Source organism: Novosphingobium sp. SL115, from assembly GCF_026672515.1.
GTDB lineage: Bacteria > Pseudomonadota > Alphaproteobacteria > Sphingomonadales > Sphingomonadaceae > Novosphingobium.
The window spans coordinates 941,119-958,156 of sequence record NZ_JAPPRG010000002.1; the positions used below are offsets into that span (position 1 = coordinate 941,119).

General features: G+C 61.7%; 15 protein-coding genes and 1 tRNA gene. 6 read left to right on the forward strand and 10 right to left on the reverse strand.

The genetic code is table 11. The annotated features are described in order from the left end of the window. Nucleotides 1–2: 2 nt before the first annotated feature. On the reverse strand, nucleotides 3–2,513 hold the full coding sequence (gyrB, locus tag OVA07_RS06065; protein ID WP_268170572.1) for a DNA topoisomerase (ATP-hydrolyzing) subunit B: 2,511 nt from the start codon (nucleotides 2,511–2,513) through the stop codon (nucleotides 3–5). Between the two features lie 194 nt (nucleotides 2,514–2,707). On the opposite strand from gyrB, the gene OVA07_RS06070 reads away from it, so the two are divergent. Together OVA07_RS06070 and OVA07_RS06075 are read left to right on the forward strand one after the other, a co-directional pair. Further along, nucleotides 2,708–4,126: a M20/M25/M40 family metallo-hydrolase gene (locus OVA07_RS06070; protein ID WP_268170573.1), complete on the forward strand. Its 1,419-nt coding sequence runs from the start codon at nucleotides 2,708–2,710 to the stop codon at nucleotides 4,124–4,126. A 156-nt stretch (nucleotides 4,127–4,282) separates the two neighbouring features. After that, entirely contained in the window at nucleotides 4,283–4,918 is a 636-nt protein-coding gene (locus OVA07_RS06075) for an HNH endonuclease (protein WP_268170574.1), read from the forward strand. On the opposite strand, the gene OVA07_RS06080 is transcribed toward OVA07_RS06075, so the two are convergent. Together OVA07_RS06080 and OVA07_RS06085 are read right to left on the reverse strand one after the other, a co-directional pair. After that, nucleotides 4,915–6,132, reverse strand: a complete 1,218-nt coding sequence (locus OVA07_RS06080; protein ID WP_268170575.1) for a TCR/Tet family MFS transporter — start codon at nucleotides 6,130–6,132, stop codon at nucleotides 4,915–4,917. The two genes, OVA07_RS06075 and OVA07_RS06080, sit on opposite strands and share 4 nt — an antisense overlap. Before the next feature lie 8 nt (nucleotides 6,133–6,140). After that, the gene (locus OVA07_RS06085; RefSeq protein ID WP_268170576.1) at nucleotides 6,141–7,151 is read right to left on the reverse strand and encodes an NAD(P)H-dependent flavin oxidoreductase; all 1,011 of its coding nucleotides are present in this window, start codon (nucleotides 7,149–7,151) and stop codon (nucleotides 6,141–6,143) included. Between the two features lie 181 nt (nucleotides 7,152–7,332). On the opposite strand from OVA07_RS06085, the gene OVA07_RS06090 reads away from it, so the two are divergent. Continuing rightward, the gene (locus tag OVA07_RS06090; RefSeq protein WP_268170577.1) at nucleotides 7,333–8,865 is read left to right on the forward strand and encodes a catalase; all 1,533 of its coding nucleotides are present in this window, start codon (nucleotides 7,333–7,335) and stop codon (nucleotides 8,863–8,865) included. A gap of 218 nt (nucleotides 8,866–9,083) precedes the next feature. On the opposite strand, the gene OVA07_RS06095 is transcribed toward OVA07_RS06090, so the two are convergent. Then, a tRNA-Gly gene (locus OVA07_RS06095) sits at nucleotides 9,084–9,158 on the reverse strand. A gap of 211 nt (nucleotides 9,159–9,369) precedes the next feature. On the opposite strand from OVA07_RS06095, the gene OVA07_RS06100 reads away from it, so the two are divergent. The 3 genes from OVA07_RS06100 (at nucleotide 9,370) to OVA07_RS06110 (ending at nucleotide 12,594) form a co-directional block, all read left to right on the forward strand. After that, nucleotides 9,370–10,266 (forward strand): tetratricopeptide repeat protein, encoded by an 897-nt coding sequence (locus OVA07_RS06100; RefSeq protein ID WP_268172628.1) that lies wholly within the window; start codon nucleotides 9,370–9,372, stop codon nucleotides 10,264–10,266. Between the two features lie 5 nt (nucleotides 10,267–10,271). Next, the gene (locus OVA07_RS06105) at nucleotides 10,272–10,901 is read left to right on the forward strand and encodes an LON peptidase substrate-binding domain-containing protein (protein ID WP_268170578.1); all 630 of its coding nucleotides are present in this window, start codon (nucleotides 10,272–10,274) and stop codon (nucleotides 10,899–10,901) included. A gap of 100 nt (nucleotides 10,902–11,001) precedes the next feature. Next, a complete protein-coding gene (locus OVA07_RS06110; protein WP_442789622.1) occupies nucleotides 11,002–12,594 on the forward strand; it encodes an alpha-N-arabinofuranosidase in 1,593 nt (530 codons plus the stop codon). Nucleotides 12,595–12,622: 28 nt separating this feature from the next. Here the strand turns inward: OVA07_RS06110 and OVA07_RS06115 are convergent, their stop codons facing one another. The 6 genes from OVA07_RS06115 to argB all read right to left on the reverse strand — a co-directional run bounded on the left by OVA07_RS06115 (nucleotide 12,623) and on the right by argB (nucleotide 16,998). Further along, entirely contained in the window at nucleotides 12,623–13,243 is a 621-nt protein-coding gene (locus tag OVA07_RS06115) for a MarC family protein (RefSeq protein WP_268170580.1), read from the reverse strand. Nucleotides 13,244–13,247: 4 nt separating this feature from the next. Beyond that, nucleotides 13,248–14,054: a hypothetical protein gene (locus tag OVA07_RS06120; RefSeq protein ID WP_268170581.1), complete on the reverse strand. Its 807-nt coding sequence runs from the start codon at nucleotides 14,052–14,054 to the stop codon at nucleotides 13,248–13,250. Between the two features lie 107 nt (nucleotides 14,055–14,161). After that, nucleotides 14,162–15,055 carry a bifunctional methylenetetrahydrofolate dehydrogenase/methenyltetrahydrofolate cyclohydrolase FolD gene (folD, locus tag OVA07_RS06125; RefSeq protein WP_268170582.1) on the reverse strand — a complete coding sequence of 298 codons (894 nt, stop codon included), beginning with the start codon at nucleotides 15,053–15,055 and terminating at the stop codon, nucleotides 14,162–14,164. A gap of 29 nt (nucleotides 15,056–15,084) precedes the next feature. After that, on the reverse strand, nucleotides 15,085–15,378 hold the full coding sequence (locus OVA07_RS06130) for a YggT family protein (RefSeq protein WP_268170583.1): 294 nt from the start codon (nucleotides 15,376–15,378) through the stop codon (nucleotides 15,085–15,087). A gap of 117 nt (nucleotides 15,379–15,495) precedes the next feature. Beyond that, on the reverse strand, nucleotides 15,496–16,041 hold the full coding sequence (locus OVA07_RS06135) for a hypothetical protein (protein ID WP_268170584.1): 546 nt from the start codon (nucleotides 16,039–16,041) through the stop codon (nucleotides 15,496–15,498). Nucleotides 16,042–16,089: 48 nt separating this feature from the next. Further along, complete coding sequence (argB, locus tag OVA07_RS06140; RefSeq protein ID WP_268170585.1) at nucleotides 16,090–16,998, reverse strand: acetylglutamate kinase; 909 nt, start codon at nucleotides 16,996–16,998, stop codon at nucleotides 16,090–16,092. Between the last annotated feature and the right edge of the window lie 40 nt (nucleotides 16,999–17,038).

Sequence of the window (17,038 nt, forward strand, 5' to 3'; positions counted from 1 at the left end):
CGTCAAACGTCCAGATTGGCCACGTTCAGCGCGTTTTCCTGAATGAAGTCGCGGCGCGGTTCGACCACATCGCCCATCAGGCGGGTGAAGATTTCGTCGGTCACGTCGGCATCTTCGACCTTCACCTGCAGCAGCGAACGGTTGTCCGGGTCCAGCGTGGTTTCCCACAGCTGTTCGGCGTTCATCTCGCCAAGACCCTTGTAGCGCTGGATGGCAATGCCCTTGCGGCCACCGGCAAACACCGCATCCAGCAGTTCGGACGGTCGGGTAATGCCGTCCTTGGGCTTGGTCGCAGGGGCGGCGGTGGGAGCATCTGCATCGTCTTCGGCAGCCACAGCAACAACCGGTTCAGCTTCGGCCGCGCTGGCGCGCACCAGCCGGGCGATGCCAGCATAAACATCGGCGTTTTCAGCCGAAAGCCGGGCCAGCTTGCGCGCTTCTGCACTGACCAGAAAACCCGCTTCGATCATGTGATGGTCGGTCACACCGCGCCAGAAACGCTGAACGTGATAGCCCCCTTCTTCGCCAAGGTTGACGCTCCAGCGCGCTTCGCCATCTCCCCGGTCCAGCCAAAGTGCGGCGCGGGCAAGGGCTGCGTCGCGGGCATCGGCGGCCATATCGGGTTCCAGCGCACCTGCCAGGGCCAGCGCTTCGATGATGGCCGGGTTGTAGCGGCGCGGCACGAAGGCCATCAGGTTGCGCATGCGCAGTGCGTGTTCGACCAGATTTTCAAGATCAGGCCCGCTACGCGCGCCACCGACGGTTTCCAGCACGCGGCCTGAAAGGCCCGCTTCCACCAGATAACGGTCCAGCGCGGCGTTGTCTTTCAGGTAAACTTCGCTGCGGCCCTTGGCCACTTTGTAAAGCGGCGGCTGGGCGATGAACAGGTGCCCCGCCTTGATGATTTCGGGCATCTGGCGGTGGAAGAACGTCAGCAACAGGGTGCGGATATGCGCGCCGTCAACGTCGGCGTCGGTCATGATGACGATCTTGTGGTAGCGCAGCTTGGCCAAGTTGAATTCATCGCGCAGGCCGGTGCCCATCGCCTGAATCAGCGTGCCCACTTCCTTCGATCCGATGATCCGGTCAAACCGGGCGCGTTCGACGTTCAGGATCTTGCCCTTCAGCGGCAGGATCGCCTGAATCTTGCGATCACGGCCCTGCTTGGCCGATCCGCCTGCGGAGTCCCCTTCGACGAGGAACAGTTCGCACTTTGAAGGATCGCGTTCCTGACAATCGGCCAGTTTGCCGGGCAGCGATGCAATGTCCATCGCGCCCTTGCGGCGGGTCAGTTCGCGCGCGCGGCGAGCTGCTTCGCGCGCGGCGGCAGCATCGATCACCTTGTGGATCACCGCCTTGGCGTGGCCGGGGTTTTCCTCCAGCCATTCGCTCATCTTGTCGGCCATCAGGCTTTCCAGCGGCTGACGCACTTCGGAGGACACCAGCTTGTCCTTCGTCTGAGATGAAAACTTGGGGTCGGGCAGCTTGACCGAAACGATCGCGGTCAGGCCTTCGCGCATGTCATCGCCCGACAGCGTGACCTTTTCCTTCTTCAACATGCCCGACCGTTCGGCGTAACCGTTCAACGTGCGGGTCAACGCGGCGCGGAATGCGGCAAGGTGCGTGCCACCGTCGCGCTGCGGGATGTTGTTGGTAAAGGTCAGGACGTTTTCGTAGTAGCTGTCGTTCCACTGCAGCGCCACGTCGATGCCGATGCCGTCACGATCTGCGCTGATCGTGATGGGTTCTGGCATCAGCGGCTGCTTGTTGCGGTCCAGATATTTCACGAACGCGCCGATGCCGCCTTCGTAATAAAGATCGTGTTCTTTGATTTCTTCATGCCGACGGTCGCGCAGCAGAATGCGCACGCCCGAATTCAGGAAGGCCAGTTCGCGGTAGCGGTGTTCCAGCTTGTCGAAATCGAACTCGGTCACGTTCTTGAACGTGTCGGTCGACGCCAGGAAAGTGACGCGGGTGCCCTTTTTGCCTTCAGGCGCGGGACCGCGCACTTCCAGCGGGCTTACCGCATCGCCATGAGCAAACTTCATCCAGTGTTCCTGCCCATCGCGCCAGATGGTCAGTTCCAGCCATTCAGACAGCGCATTCACCACCGAAACGCCCACGCCGTGCAGACCGCCCGAAACCTTATAGGCGTTGTCGTCCGACGTGTTCTCGAACTTACCCCCGGCGTGAAGCTGCGTCATGATGACTTCGGCGGCAGAAACGCCTTCTTCGGCGTGGATGCCGGTGGGAATGCCACGGCCGTTGTCTTCGACCGACACCGAACCGTCGGCGTTCAGTTCGATCAGCACAAGGTCGCAATGCCCGGCCAGCGCTTCGTCAATCGCATTGTCCGAAACTTCGAACACCATGTGGTGCAGGCCCGAACCATCGTCGGTATCGCCAATGTACATGCCGGGGCGTTTGCGGACCGCATCAAGACCTTTCAGAACCTTGATCGAATCGGCGCCATAAGTGTTGGCGTTGGGAATGTTTTCATTCGTGCTGGACATCCTTTGCACATAGGCATTCGGTTGCAAAAACCCAAGCGAATCCGGCTTGTTTTGCACAAGGGAAAGCCGCCATTTCCGCGCATCGTGCGATGGATGCCGCCAGATCGCGACAAGGCGCTTTGCAAGCCTGCCCAAACTTGCTGAAATGCGGCCTTGCGGTCCGCTTGATGGCCGGTCTTTCGGGGGAAAGTCCCATGCGCTCGATGCTTTTTGCCACGCTTTCCTGTGTTCTGCTGTCCGGTTCGGCTCTTGCTGCAGAAACGCCGCTACGGCCCGATCAGACCGCCTATCGCGAACTGCTGAAAGAGATGGTCGAAACCGACACCTCGATCACCACCGGCAGTTGCACGGCTCTGGCGGACAAGGTTGAAGGGCACTTGCGCAAGGCAGGCTTTACCGACGCTGAGATCCACCGTTTCGCCGTGCCCGAATTTCCCAAGGAGGGCGGCATTGTTGCCATTCTTCCCGGCACATCCAAAAAGGAAAAGCCGATCCTGCTGCTGGGCCATCTGGATGTGGTGGTGGCCAAGCGGGAAGACTGGACCCGCGATCCGTACAAATTCATCGAGGAAGGCGGGTATTATTACGGTCGCGGCGTGGCCGATATGAAGGCGATGGATGCGATCTGGATCGACATGCTGATGCGCATGCGCAAGGGCGGTGAAAAGCCCAAACGCACGATCAAGCTGGCGCTGACCTGTGGCGAGGAAACTAGCACCGCGTTCAACGGCGCGCAGTGGCTGTCGGAAAACCGTCGCGAGCTGATCGACGCGGCCTTTGCCCTGAACGAAGGGGGTAGCGGGCGCACAGACAAGCCGCTGGAACAGGGCGGCAAAGTGGTGGTCCAGACCATGCATGTGGGCGAAAAGACGCCGGTCAACTACCGCATCGAGGCGACCAATCCCGGCGGCCACAGTTCGATGCCAGTCAAGGACAACGCGATCTATGAATTGTCGGATGCCATTGCCCGCATCCGCGATTTCGAATTTCCGCTGATGCTGAACGATACCACGCGGGCCTATTTCAGCCGGGCAGGGGCCGCGCGCAGCGACGCCATGGGCAAGGCTATGGTCCAGATCGTCAAGACCCCCGACGACAAGCAGGCGCTGGCCCTGCTCGATACTGACCGCTCGTTCCATTCGATGCTGCGCACAACCTGCGTTGCCACGCTGCTGGATGGTGGCCATGCCAACAATGCGCTTCCCCAGCGCGCCGGGGCCAACATCAACTGCCGCATCTTCCCCGGCGTTTCGGGCGAAGAGGTGCGCAAGACGCTGGAAAGCGTGATTGCCGATCCGCGCATGACCGTGGTCCGCACCGACAAGCGCGGGCCGGAAGCCAAGGCTCCGCCGCTTGACCCCAAGATCATGGGACCAGCCGAAAAGCTGGTGGCCAAGTATTATCCCGGCGTGCCGATGGTTCCGGTCATGTCCACCGGCGCCACCGATGGCGTGTTCCTGTCCGCCGTGGGCATCCCGTCGTATGGCCCGCCGGGCCTGTTCGGCAACCCAGATGGTAACGGCGTCCACGGGCTGAACGAACGGGTGGCGATGAAATCGGTCTATACCGGGCGTGACCTTCTGGAAGAACTGGTCCGCGCCTATGCGTTCTGATTGACTAGGTTGTGGATACCCCTTGCGCTTCCCTCTTGACGCGGGACTCGCAGGGGTGTTCCTTGCAGGCATGCGTAACACAGCAGTCACGCGGCTCAGCCATTACGGTCCCAGCGGAGGCACTACCGCCCCCGTCCACAGGGACTGTGCCGGGACATGCTCCACAAGGCGCTGATAGAACGGGCGGCTGCGGCCAGGCCCCACAGCGGCGATAGCGCCGCAAATCTCGATATTTTGCGCAACGACCGGCACCTGTCCAACTGCCCCGCGCTGGTCCTCAATGCCGATTACACCCCGCTCAGCTACTATCCGCTAAGCCTGTGGCCGTGGCAGACCGCGATCAAGGCGGTGTTCCTTGAACGGGTGGACATCATCGACACGTATGACCGCGAGGTTCACAGCCCCGGTCGAGGGATGCGCTTGCCGTCGGTCATCGCGCTGCGCCAGTATGTGCGGCCCAGCGAATATCCCGCCTTCACCCGCTTCAATCTGTTCCTGCGCGATAGTTTCCAGTGCCAGTATTGCGGCACACCCGAAAACCTGACCTTCGATCATATCGTGCCGCGCCGTCTTGGCGGGCGCACATCATGGGAAAACGTCGCGGCGGCCTGCGCGCCCTGCAACTTGCGCAAAGGGGGCCGCACGCCCGAACAGGCCCACATGCGGCTGATGAGTCGTGCGATTCGCCCCACCACCTGGCAATTGCAGGACCGTGGACGCGCCTTTCCGCCCAATTACCTCCACGAAACCTGGCGTGACTGGCTTTACTGGGACGTCGAACTGGAAAGTTAATCCTTGTCCCGCAGCAGCGAGGCGCCCTTCCAGAACAACGCCAGCGTAATCAGCGAAATCCCCGCCGACAGCAGCATCGGCATGGCGGGCAGGTTGATGATCGCATGCGGCCCGCTGAACCGCGCCAGTGCCTGCGTATAGACCGGCGGGCCAATGATCGCCGCGATCGACCCGATGGATTGCACCGCGCCTTGCAATTCGCCCTGGCTGCGCGCGTCCACCGCGCGGCTGTTGAATGCGGCAATCGGCGGCTGCACGAAGCCCTGCAACGCCCCCACCGCAATCGCCACGTAAACCTGCCAGTGTTCGCGCGCCACGGCATAGAGCACTGCCGAAGCGCACAACCCGCCCACGCCCAGCATTACCGCGCGCCGTTCGCCCAGCTTGGGCAAGGCCCAGCGCAGGCCAAGGCCTTGCACCAGCGCGCTGGAAAAGCCGACCATGGCCAGTGCCAGCCCGACGTCAGCGGTGGAAAAGCCATAGGCGGCAATCGCGAAATAGGGCCACACCGCCGGATAGACGACATGCGCCAGTTGCCACATGCTCAGCGCCGCCACAAACCACAGCACTGTCGGGCTTTGCCCGCGCAGCGCCTTCAATGATGACAGCGCATTGGCCTGCCGCCAGTCGAACGGACGGCGGTTTTCCGGGCTGAGCGATTCCTTCAGGAACACCAGCCCGAAGGCAAAGTTGGTCAGCGCCAGCGCCGCTGCGGCATAGAACGGCAGACGCGGATCGACCGCGCCCAGCAGTCCGCCCATCGCCGGGCCAACCACAAAACCAAAGCCGAACGCCAGCCCCATCATGCCAAAGCTGGCCGCGCGCTTTTCGGGCGGGGTCACATCGGCGATATAGGCATAGGCGGCAGAGAAGCTCGCCCCGGTAACCCCTGCAAGCAGGCGCCCGATAATCAGCCAGCCGAAATGCGGGGCTATGGCTTGCAGCAGGTAGTCCAGCCCCAGCATCAGTACGGCAGCCAGCAGAACCGGGCGTCGGCCAAAGCGGTCGGAAAGATTGCCCAGCACGGGTGCGAACAGGAACTGCATCGCGGCATAACCCGCGCCCAGCCACCCGGCATATTCCGCCGCCGTGCCGATATCCACATGGGTCAGTTCGATAATCAGCCCCGGCAGCACCGGCGCGACAATGCCAAAACCCAGCATGTCGATCAGCACGATGGCAAAGACGATACCGAAAGAGGCGCGGTGCTGCATGGTGGGGATCAGCGCCGGTTCAGCGCGATTTCGCTTTCCGCGATCAGTTGTGCGATGATCTGTGCCACCGGCTCTTCCTCATTGACCATGCCCACCGATTGTCCGGCCATCACCGATCCGCGTTCCACATCGCCGTCAATTACCGCACGGCGCAGGGCGCCTGCCCAGAAATGTTCGATTTCAAGCTGTGCGGCGGCCATGTCCAGCGTGCCTTCATCCAGCAACTTGGCCACTTCCACCTGCTTGGTGGTGAATTCTTCGGTGCCCTTGTTCTTCAATGCGCGCACCGGAATTACCGGCAGGCGCGGGTCCACCTGCACGCTGGCCACGGCATCACGCGCATTGCCCCGGAAGAACGCTTTCTTGAATGCGGGGTGGGCAATGGATTCTGTCGCGCAGGCAAACCGTGTGCCAAGCTGCACGCCTGATGCGCCCATTTCCAGATAGCTGGCGATCATTTCGCCCCGGCCAATGCCGCCCGCCACGAACACCACATGATCTTCGGCAAGGGCCGGCAGGAATTCCTGCGCCAGAACCGAAGTCGACACCGGCCCGATGTGCCCGCCCGCTTCCGACCCTTCGATCACCAGCGCATCCGCGCCGGAACGCAGCAGCTTTTTGGCCAGCGCCAGTGTAGGGGCGAACACCAGCACCTTGCCGCCAAATTCCTTGATCGCCTCGACACTGCCCTTGGGCGGAATGCCGCCTGCCAGCACGACATGGCCCACCTTGTGACGGGCGCAGACTGCGATCAGATCGAAGAGCGCGGGGTGCATGGTAATCAGGTTCACGCCAAACGGCTTGGCGGTCAGTGCCTTGGTCGCGGTGATTTCGGCATCCAGCAGTTCGGGCGTCATCGCCCCACAGGCAATCACACCAAACCCGCCCGCGTTGCTGATGGCGGATACCAGATTACGCTCCGAAACCCAGCTCATCGCCCCGCACAGGATGGCGTGTTCGGTGCCAAGAAACTCGGCGCCACGGCGCATCAGTGCTGTGGTCTTGGGGCTGGCAGTCATGAAAGTGAGATCCCGTCCGATAAACTGCCGCGGGCTTTAGGGCGGCTTCGTGTCCACAACAAGGCACCAAACGGCACTTTGATCGTTCAATGCGATATCTATGGGCAATTTAACTTGTTTAGCCGATCAATGATGGCGGGTTAGATCGGTTTCATCAATGAAATGAAGCGAGGCGGATGAAATGGAACAGTCAGACAAGCCAGCAAATGGGCCAGCCGGTGTGTGTCCGGTAACCGGGGCCGGAACCCGCCTAACCACCGCGTTTGGTGCGCCTGTGGTGGATAATGCCAATTCGATGACCGCCGGTCCGCGCGGCCCGCTGCTGATGCAGGACGTGTGGCTGCTGGAAAAGCTGGCCAACCTCAACCGCGAAGTCATCCCCGAACGGCGCATGCATGCCAAAGGGTCGGGCGCTTTCGGCACTTTCACCGTTACCAATGACATCACCCGCTATACCCGTGCCGCCATTTTCAGCGAAGTGGGCAAGCAGACCGAAATGTTCGCCCGGTTCACCACCGTTGCGGGTGAACGCGGTGCTGCCGATGCTGAACGCGACATTCGCGGTTTCGCGCTCAAATTCTACACCGAACAGGGCAACTGGGACATGGTGGGCAACAATACCCCCGTGTTCTTCGTGCGCGATCCGCGCAAGTTCCCCGATCTGAACAAGGCGGTAAAGCGCGACCCGCGCACCAACCTGCGGTCGCCCACCTATAACTGGGATTTCTGGACCCTGCTGCCCGAAGCGCTGCATCAGGTTACGATCGTGATGAGCGAACGCGGCATCCCCAAGACCTACCGCCACATGCACGGCTTTGGCAGCCACACCTACAGCTTCATCAATGCCGAAAATGAACGCTTCTGGGTGAAGTTTCACTTCATCAGCCAGCAGGGCATCGAGAACCTGACTGACGACGAAAGCGCCACACTGATTGGGCAGGATCGCGAAAGCCACCAGCGCGATCTTTATGACGCGATCGAACGCGGTGACTTCCCCAAATGGAAGATGTGCGTCCAGATCATGCCAGAGGCCGAGGCCGAGACATACCGGTTCCACCCGTTCGACCTGACTAAGGTGTGGTACAAGGCCGACTATCCGCTGATCGAGGTGGGCGAATTTGAACTGAACCGCAATTCGGCCAACTTCTTTGCCGATGTGGAACAGAGCGCGTTCTCGCCGTCCAACGTGGTGCCGGGCATCGGCTTTTCGCCCGACAAGATGTTGCAGGCGCGCCTGTTCTCCTATGCCGATGCGCAGCGCTATCGTCTGGGCGTCAACCATCACCAGATCCCGGTCAACGCGGCCCGTTGCCCGGTGCACTCCAACCATCGTGATGGCACGATGCGCGTGGACGGCAACTATGGCTCGACACTTCACTATGCGCCGAACTCGTTCGACACATGGGACGCACAATCCGAATACCGTGAGCCGCCGCTCAAGATTCGTGGCGATGCCGATTTCTGGGATTTCCGCGAAGATGACGACGATTATTATACCCAGCCGCGCGCGCTGTTCCAGTTGATGAACCCGGCCCAGCAGCAGGCTTTGTTCAGCAACACGGCAGCAGCCATGGGCGACGCGCCAGACTTCATTAAGCGTCGCCATATCGACAACTGCACCCGCTGCGATCCGGCTTATGGTGCAGGTGTCGCCGCCGCGCTGGGCATGGCTCCCAGCGTGAACCCCAACCCGCAGCCCGATCTGGCAGACTAGTCACCAGCTCGCCCGCCTGCCTGCACGCCTCCTCTTCAATGGAGAGGGGGCAACGGGCCTTTCAGCAAAGGCGCGGCGCGAAAGCAGTTTCATCAGCAACAGCTGGGTGCTGCGTGAAAATAGAATAATTATGGAAGATGCAGGTGATTGGAGAGCTATTGTCCCCAAGCGCCACCGACTTCAGTAGAAACGCAAATATCTAGTTTTCCGAGGAAAACTGGAGCGGGCGAAGGGATTCGAACCCTCGACCCCAACCTTGGCAAGGTTGTGCTCTACCCCTGAGCTACGCCCGCTCGTGCGTTTCTGGCCGGTCGGAAAATGCCCCGTCCGGCTGGGGTGAAGGGGCCTCTAACGGCGACTCGGTAATAGCGCAACACCAAAAATGCATGTTGAGCGAACTCTTTGCAAAAAGCCCGTTTGCCCTTGCCGAATGGGTGGCGGTTCCCACATGGTGAGCCATACCTGAAACCGACTGAAACCTACCGGAGATGCACCTTGGCCAGCATGGGGCTTAACCTAGACGAACAGAAAGCGGTCGATCGTTTCCGCAAGGATGTGGTCGAACCATCAATGACCAAGCTGGTCATTCTCGATTTCTGGGCGGAATGGTGCGGGCCGTGCAAAGCGCTGACGCCGGTGCTGGAAAAGGTCGCCGCCGAATATGCCGACAAGGGCGTGGTGCTGGCCAAGGTCAATGTCGATGAGGAACAGTTCATTGCCGCGCAGTTCCAGGTGCGGTCGATCCCCACCGTCTATGCGATGTTTCAGGGCCAGCCTGTGGCGGATCTGACGCAGGCGCGCACCGAATCGCAGTTGAAGCAATATATCGACCAGATTCTGGCCAAAGTTCCGGTGCAGGCGGGCGAGGCAAAAGAAGACGTGACCCCGCTTCTGGCAATGGGTGAGGATGTCCTTGCCGAAGGCGATGGCGAACGCGCCGCAGCCATCTTTGCCCAGATCGCGGAAATCGCGCCCGATAATGCGCAGGCTCACGCCGGGCTGGTACGCGCGCTGATTCTGGCAGGCCAGAAGGATGAAGCGCAGGCGGTTCTTGATTCGCTGGACCCCAAGCTGGCGGCAGACCCGGTGTTCGCGCAAGCCCGGTCGGCGCTGGCGCTGGCTGAAGATGCCCCGGAAGAAGGCGAACTGGCTGCCTTGCGAGCGGCTGCGGCGGAACGCCCCGCCGACATGGAAGCGCAGCTTGCCTTCGCCAACGCGCTTTATGCCGGTGGCCAGCGCGATGAAGCCGCGGCAAAGCTGCTGGCGATGATCGCGGCGGATCGTGAATGGAATGAGGGCGCGGCCAAGGCACGCCTGCTGCAGATTTTCGAGGCTATCGGTCTTGAAGATCCGTGGGTTTCGGCCACGCGCCGCAAACTTTCCACCGTGCTGTTCGGTTGACCGCGATGGGCGCGAACATCACCTCTGCGCGCCTTTCCATCTTTCCGCTGGCAGGCGCGGTGCTTTATCCCGGCCTGCAATTGCCACTGCATATTTTCGAGCCGCGTTATCGCGCCATGGTCAGCGATTCGCTGGCGCGTGATCGGCGCATCGCGATGATCCAGCCGCAAAGCGCGGCTGATGGCGCGCCCCTGTTCAAGGTGGGCTGTGTTGGCAAGATTGCCGATGTCGAGGCGCTGGAAGATGGGCGCTATAATCTTATCCTTGAAGGCATCGCGCGCTTCCGGGTGATTCGCGAACTGGAAGTGACCACGCCGTTCCGACAGGTCGAGGCCGAATTGCTGGTCGATGACATGAACGAAGCGCTAAGCGCGGTCGAACGTGCGTCATTTGAACGTGAATCGCGCAAATTTGCCGATGCGCAAGGCTACGCCGTGGATTGGGATTCGGTCAGGCGGCTGGACGACATGTCGCTCATCAATGGCGTATCGCAAATTGCCCCGTTCGATGCTGCCGCTAAACAGGCCTTGCTGGAAGCAGACACGCTGGCCACCCGCTGCGAACTGCTGGTGCAACTGATGCAGTTTTTCGGTCGACGCGATTCGGACGATGAAGGCCGGGTTACCCTGCAATAAGCCGGGCGTCTCCTTCGCAGGCTTCTCCTCTTCTTTCCCCTGATTGACATCGCTGTCCAATCTTGGCGACATAGCCTGGAACAATGCAGATGTCGGGAGAATGAGGGTGGGCTGGAAATCGGCACTGTGCATGGTCAGCGCGGTGGCGCTTGGGTTTGGGGGCATGGCCCATGCCAAACCGGCAAACAACGGAATCGCCGCCGTGCTTCATGCCGACAAGCCGGGACCGGTGCTGTCGCGTAACATTCAGGGCCAGTTTGCCGAACATCTGGGCGGCAGCGTCTATGATGGCATCTGGGTTGGCCCGGACAGTCCCGTTCCCAACACGCGCGGCATCCGCAACGATGTGGCCGCTGCGTTGAAAGCGGTGAAAGTCCCGGTGGTGCGCTGGCCGGGCGGCTGCTTTGCCGATATCTATCACTGGCGCGATGGCATTGGCCCGCGCGCCCAACGCCCAATGCGCAAGAACGACTGGTGGGGTGGGCTGGAAAGCAACGCCTTTGGCACCCACGAATATTTCGACTTCCTCGACCAGATCGGGGCCGATTCTTACATCGCGATCAACATGGCGACCAGCACGCCATCGGAAATGCGCGAATGGTTGGATTACATTACGTCATCCGCAAACGATACTATCGCCGATCAGCGCCGCGCCAACGGGCGGCAAAAGCCGTGGAAGCTGGGCTTCGTCGGCATAGGCAATGAGGCATGGGGCTGTGGCGGGGCGCAGACGCCGGAATATTTCGCCAACGAATACCGCCGCTTCGCCACGTTCATGCACCGCAATGGCGCCACCTTTCACATGCACAACGACAATGCGGCGCTGCGCGTGGCATCCGGCCCCAACAACGACGATACGGCTTGGATGGACACGGTGCTGAAAAGCGCAGGGCCGATGATGGATGCCATTTCGCTGCACTATTACACCGTATTCGACGGCAAGTGGGACAGCCGCAACGAAGCCACCGCCACCGGATTTCCGGCGGAACACTGGAACCACATCCTGTATCAGGCATCACGCATGGATGGCGTGTTGCGCGCGCACGAAGCGGTGATGGACCGCCACGATCCGCAAAAGCGCATTGGTCTGTACGTGGATGAATGGGGCACCTGGTATGCGCCCGAACCGGGCACGGAACCGGGCTTCCTCTATCAGCAGAACACCTTGCGCGATGCGCTGGTCGCGGCGATGACGCTGAACATCTTTCACGCCCATGCCGACCGCGTGCGCATGGCCAACATCGCGCAGGCGGTGAACGTGCTTCAGGCGATGATCCTGACCGATGGCGCAAAGATGGCGCTGACCCCCACCTACCACGTCTTCCGGCTCTATATGCCGTTTCAGGATGCACAGTCGCTGCCGCTGGATGTGCAGGCGCCCTTGCTGCAATCCGGCACGGACAGCTTCCCAGCCTTCACCGCCAGCGCGGCCAAGGGCAAGGATGGGCGCATTCACGTTGCGGTGGCCAATGCCGATGCGGACAAGGGCTATCGCCTGTCGGTGCGGCTGGATGGCCTGCGCGCCCGCAAGGTCAGCGGCGAGGTGTTGACTGCGGCAAAGCGTGATGCCCACAACCTGCCGGGCCAGCCCGAACAGGTGCATCCTGTCCGCTTCGATGGCGCGCGGATTACAGGCGATGGCCTGACCATCGACGTTCCGGCCAAGGCGGTGGTGGTGCTGGCGCTGGATTGAGCAGCCGTTTCACGAACATTTTTGCCGTTCAGAACTGCGCCTGAATCCCGTCGATCACGAATTGCGCCGCCAGCGCCGCCAGCAGCACGCCCAGCAGGCGGGTAATCACTGCCTCCACTTGCGATCCCAGCGCGCGGATGATCGGGCGCGCGGCGATCAGGGCAAGGAAGCTCAACACCATGACCACGCCCAGCGCGCCAAGGATGACCAGGGTTTCCTGATTGCCATTGGCGCGCGCCGTCAGCAGCATGACCGATGCGATCGATCCGGGGCCTGCCAGCATCGGCATGGCCATGGGAAAGACCGAGACGTCTTCGACATGGGGCTGGGCCGTGCGCACCTTTTCAGCGCGTTCTTCCCGCCGTTCGGTGCGCTTTTCGAACACCATGTCCAGCGCGATCAGGAACAGCATGATCCCGCCAGCAATGCGGAAACTGTCCAGTTCGATGTGCAGCGCGCCCAGCAGATCTTCGCCACACAGTGCGAACACCAGCAGGATGCCGGTGGCGATCAGGCAGGCGCGCAGGGCCATGCTGAACGCCTGTTTGGCGCTGGCATTGGCGGTAAGTCCGGCATAGATCGGCGCACAGCCGGGCGGATCGATCACCACGAACAGGGTGACGAAGGCGGAGATGAAAAGCTGCCACATCGCCTCAGGCTCCATCTGGACGGAACGTGCGCGCCACCACTTCGCGCATTGCGCCGTCTTTCCAAATCCACGCAGTAAAGCGGCGGCTACCATCGGGCATTACAGTTGATCGCCATGCCAGCGTACCGTCGCGTGACTGGCCCTGCTTGCTGTCCGCGTCGGCAGGAGCATCGGATGGGGGAATTGGCCCGGCTAGCGGGCGCAGCGGTGGTAGATCGCCAGCCTTGCGCTTTTCGGGCCTGGCGCCGGGACGCATCGCACCATCTGGCGCGTCTTCCGGTTTCCCGTCAGGTCCGCGCCGGGCAAGGCAATCGGCAACCTTGCCTTCGGCCCAATCGGCTTGGGGCAGGGGTTGCGCCAGTGCGCCCCCATCATCCAGCAGCCATTTCCAAGGCAGTTTGCCTTTCGTCTGGCTCTGCCACACGGTTACGTATTCACCGTTGCCCCCGGTTGCCCCGGTCCATCCGCCATAGGTCAGACCCGCGCTGCCATCGCAGCTTATCCATGCCGCGCGCGTGGCCCATTGCACCGGAACAGGCGGATCGGCCCGGTCTTTCAGCGCGGTCTTGGCCAGCGCGCGGGCAGGTTCGAATATTTCGGCCGCATCGTCTGCCATTTCACGAAAGGCGGTCCATTGCCCCTTTTCGCGTGCCAGCCGGGCAAAAGCGATGTCGGCAGCAATCAGCGCCGATGGATTGGCATAGGCGCGCTGCGGACGGCCCGGCCCTTCCCCCGCGTCTGGCCGTGGGGCGGGCTGGGCAAAGGAAGGAACGGCAGTTGCCAGAAGGATCAGGGGGATCACGCGCTTCATGACGCCTGTCTAACCCAAGCGTGTGACGCTGCCCACCCCGCGCACAAACACTTCGTTATTCCCGTCTGCACGGGAATGGCGAAAGTTCTACGGAAGATCAGGCGATGTCAGATCGCGTCGTCGGCCAGCGTCAGCGCTTCGTTGCGATAGGCGGCAACCAGCGTGTTGCGCAGCAGCACCGCGATGGTCATCGGGCCAACTCCGCCGGGAACCGGAGTGATGGCCGAAGCGACGGCGGCGGCAGAAGCATAGTCCACGTCGCCCACCAGCTTCGTCTTGCCTTCTGTCGCGCCTGTCACGCGGTTGATGCCCACGTCGATCACTGTCGCGCCGGGCTTGATCCAGTCGCCCTTGACCATTTCCGGGCGGCCCACGGCGGCCACCACGATATCGGCGCGACCTACCACTTGCGCCAGATTCTTTGTCCGACTGTGCGCCACCGTCACCGTGCAGCTTTCCGCGATAAGCAGTTGCGCCATGGGTTTGCCCACGATGTTTGACCGGCCAATGACCACTGCGGCCAGCCCGGAAAGATCGCCCAGACGGTCCTTCAGCAGCATCAGGCAGCCCAGCGGGGTGCAGGGCACGAACCCCGGCTGGCCCACGGCAAGACGGCCCGCATTGGTGACGTGAAAGCCATCCACGTCCTTGTCCGGGTTGATTGCGGCGATGACTTTCTGCTCATCCATGTGGCGGGGCAGGGGCAGCTGCACCAGAATGCCGTCCACTGAGGGATCGGCATTCAGCTTTTCCACCACCGCCAGCAGGTCCGCCTCGGCGGTGTCGGCGGGCAGCTTGTGTTCAAAGCTGTTCATGCCCGCTTCCACGGTGCTCTTGCCCTTGGAACGGACGTAGACCTGGCTGGCCGGATCTTCGCCCACCAGTACCACGGCAAGGCCCGCCTTGCGCCCCGCCTGCGCTTCGAATGCAGCGGCAAGTTCGCCCACTTTACCGCGCAAAGTTGCAGCAAAGGCCTTTCCGTCAATCACGGCAGCAGTCATGGATTGGTCCTGTCCCGGTAAATTATGTGTCAGATACCTGATGCGGCAAGGCCGCTCAGCAGGATCGTCAGCAGGTTCAGGCCGACGATCAGCACCATCGGCGAAAAATCGATCGCGCCAGTATCGGGCATGATCCGGCGAATGGGGCGCAGCAGCGGCTCCAGAATGGCGTTCAGCGCCTTCCAGATCGCGGCCACGGCATTATTCTGCATGTTCACCACGTTGAAGGCGATCAGCAGGCTCAGCACGAACTGGACGATCACCACAATCACGATGATGTTGACCAGATAATTTACCATGGCGATCAGCGTGTAGAGGAACATAGGCGCGACTTTCTTGGCCAGCAGGAAACACGCTCCTAGCCGACCCTCTCCCAAGGCCACAAGTGGTCCTGCATCCGCCCGATTGGCTGTGACGCACATTTTTGTATGTTTTACATACTATTTTGGCAAGGGCAGTGTCGTGCTTTCGATGTGCCAGCGCAGTTGTTCTGGCGTTGCCCCATCCACGCCATTAACCCGGCGGATCACCACCTTGCCCTGGATCGCGCGCTTGCCATCAATGATGGTGACAGGCGCAGTGTAGAACAGCGAACCCGCCGCGCCTTCCTGCTGGCCGGGGCCGATGGTCACCTGAGGCGCCATCAGATCGCTCCACTTTGCGGCAAATGCGGCCTCGTCCATGCCGCTGCGCGCGCCGTGATCGCCCCAGAACGCGCGCACCGCTTTCCAGTCCCGCGCTTCGATGGCCGATGCAAAAGCGTCAAGCGCTTCAACGGGATCGCTGGCAAAGGAAGGCTCGCCCGCCTCCACCACGTCGGTCAGCGCCATGGATGGCTGTGCGGCTGGGTCTATGGTGGCAAAGGTCGCTTCTGGTCCGGCCAGTGCTTCTGCCTCGGCGCTGGGCGCAGCAGGTCCTTTCTGACAAGCGCCAAGGTTTAGGACCAAGGCAGCGGCCAGCGCAGAGGAAAGGCATGTGCGGATCATGCCATAGGGACGCGCAGCCCTTCGACAAGTTCCACAATTTACACGATTTTACGCGCGGATAAGGGTGCCTGCGCCCTGGGCGGTAAAGATTTCCAGCAGCATGGCGTGTGGCACCCGGCCATCCAGCACCACCGTCGCCTCGCAACCGGCTTCCACTGCATGGACGCAGGTTTCCAGCTTGGGGATCATGCCGCCGCTGATTGTGCCGTCTTCGGCCAGCCGCTTGATGTCAGCCGGGCGCAGGTCGGTCAGCAGATTCTTGTCCTTGTCCAGCACGCCCGGAACGTCGGTCAGCAGGAACAGCCGCGCTGCGCCCAGTTCTGCCGCAATCGCGCCCGCCATGGTGTCGGCGTTGATGTTGTAGGTTTCGCCATCTTCGCCCACGCCAATGGGGGCGATCACCGGAATCATCCCGGCCTTGCAGATGGTGTCGATCACGGTCGTGTCGATGCGCGCAGGTTCTCCGACAAAGCCCAGATCCACCACCAGCGCTTCACCGCTTTCGTCGGAAATGGCCTTGGGCGCTTTCTTCGACTGGACCTTGCGGGCGATGACCATGCCGCCGTCCTTGCCCGAAATGCCGATGGCCTTGCCGCCGGCCCGTGCGATCCAGCCGACCAGTTCCTTGTTGATCGCGCCTGCCAGCACCATTTCGGCAACTTCGGCGGTCTGCTTGTCGGTCACGCGAAGTCCGTCGACAAACTGCGATTCGATGCCCAGCGCCTTCAGCATGCGGCCAATCTGCGGGCCGCCGCCGTGGACCACCACAGGGTTGATGCCCACCGCTTTCAACAGCACGATGTCTTCGGCAAAGTCCTGCGCCAGTTCGGGATCGCCCATCGCGTGGCCGCCGTATTTGACCACGAAGGTCTTGCCGGCATAACGCTGGAGATAAGGCAGCGCTTCGGTCAGCGTTTCGGCCTTGGCGAGCATCGCGGGATCGTGGTTCTGTGTCATCTTGCGCGCGCCTTTACGCCTCTGTGCCCGAAAATGAAGC

Coding starts and splice junctions, on each gene's coding strand:
- OVA07_RS06085 (WP_268170576.1), bottom strand. CDS start 7,151: ATGACTGCCAGCCCCAAGACCACAGCACTGATGCGCCGTGGCGCCGAG.
- OVA07_RS06115 (WP_268170580.1), bottom strand. CDS start 13,243: ATGTGGCAGCTTTTCATCTCCGCCTTCGTCACCCTGTTCGTGGTGATC.
- OVA07_RS06100 (WP_268172628.1), top strand. CDS start 9,370: ATGGGGCTTAACCTAGACGAACAGAAAGCGGTCGATCGTTTCCGCAAG.
- folD (WP_268170582.1), bottom strand. CDS start 15,055: ATGACTGCTGCCGTGATTGACGGAAAGGCCTTTGCTGCAACTTTGCGC.
- OVA07_RS06070 (WP_268170573.1), top strand. CDS start 2,708: ATGCGCTCGATGCTTTTTGCCACGCTTTCCTGTGTTCTGCTGTCCGGT.
- argB (WP_268170585.1), bottom strand. CDS start 16,998: ATGACACAGAACCACGATCCCGCGATGCTCGCCAAGGCCGAAACGCTG.
- gyrB (WP_268170572.1), bottom strand. CDS start 2,513: ATGTCCAGCACGAATGAAAACATTCCCAACGCCAACACTTATGGCGCC.
- OVA07_RS06105 (WP_268170578.1), top strand. CDS start 10,272: ATGGGCGCGAACATCACCTCTGCGCGCCTTTCCATCTTTCCGCTGGCA.
- OVA07_RS06080 (WP_268170575.1), bottom strand. CDS start 6,132: ATGCAGCACCGCGCCTCTTTCGGTATCGTCTTTGCCATCGTGCTGATC.
- OVA07_RS06120 (WP_268170581.1), bottom strand. CDS start 14,054: ATGAAGCGCGTGATCCCCCTGATCCTTCTGGCAACTGCCGTTCCTTCC.
- OVA07_RS06110 (WP_442789622.1), top strand. CDS start 11,002: ATGAGGGTGGGCTGGAAATCGGCACTGTGCATGGTCAGCGCGGTGGCG.
- OVA07_RS06075 (WP_268170574.1), top strand. CDS start 4,283: ATGCTCCACAAGGCGCTGATAGAACGGGCGGCTGCGGCCAGGCCCCAC.
- OVA07_RS06090 (WP_268170577.1), top strand. CDS start 7,333: ATGGAACAGTCAGACAAGCCAGCAAATGGGCCAGCCGGTGTGTGTCCG.
- OVA07_RS06130 (WP_268170583.1), bottom strand. CDS start 15,378: ATGTTCCTCTACACGCTGATCGCCATGGTAAATTATCTGGTCAACATC.
- OVA07_RS06135 (WP_268170584.1), bottom strand. CDS start 16,041: ATGATCCGCACATGCCTTTCCTCTGCGCTGGCCGCTGCCTTGGTCCTA.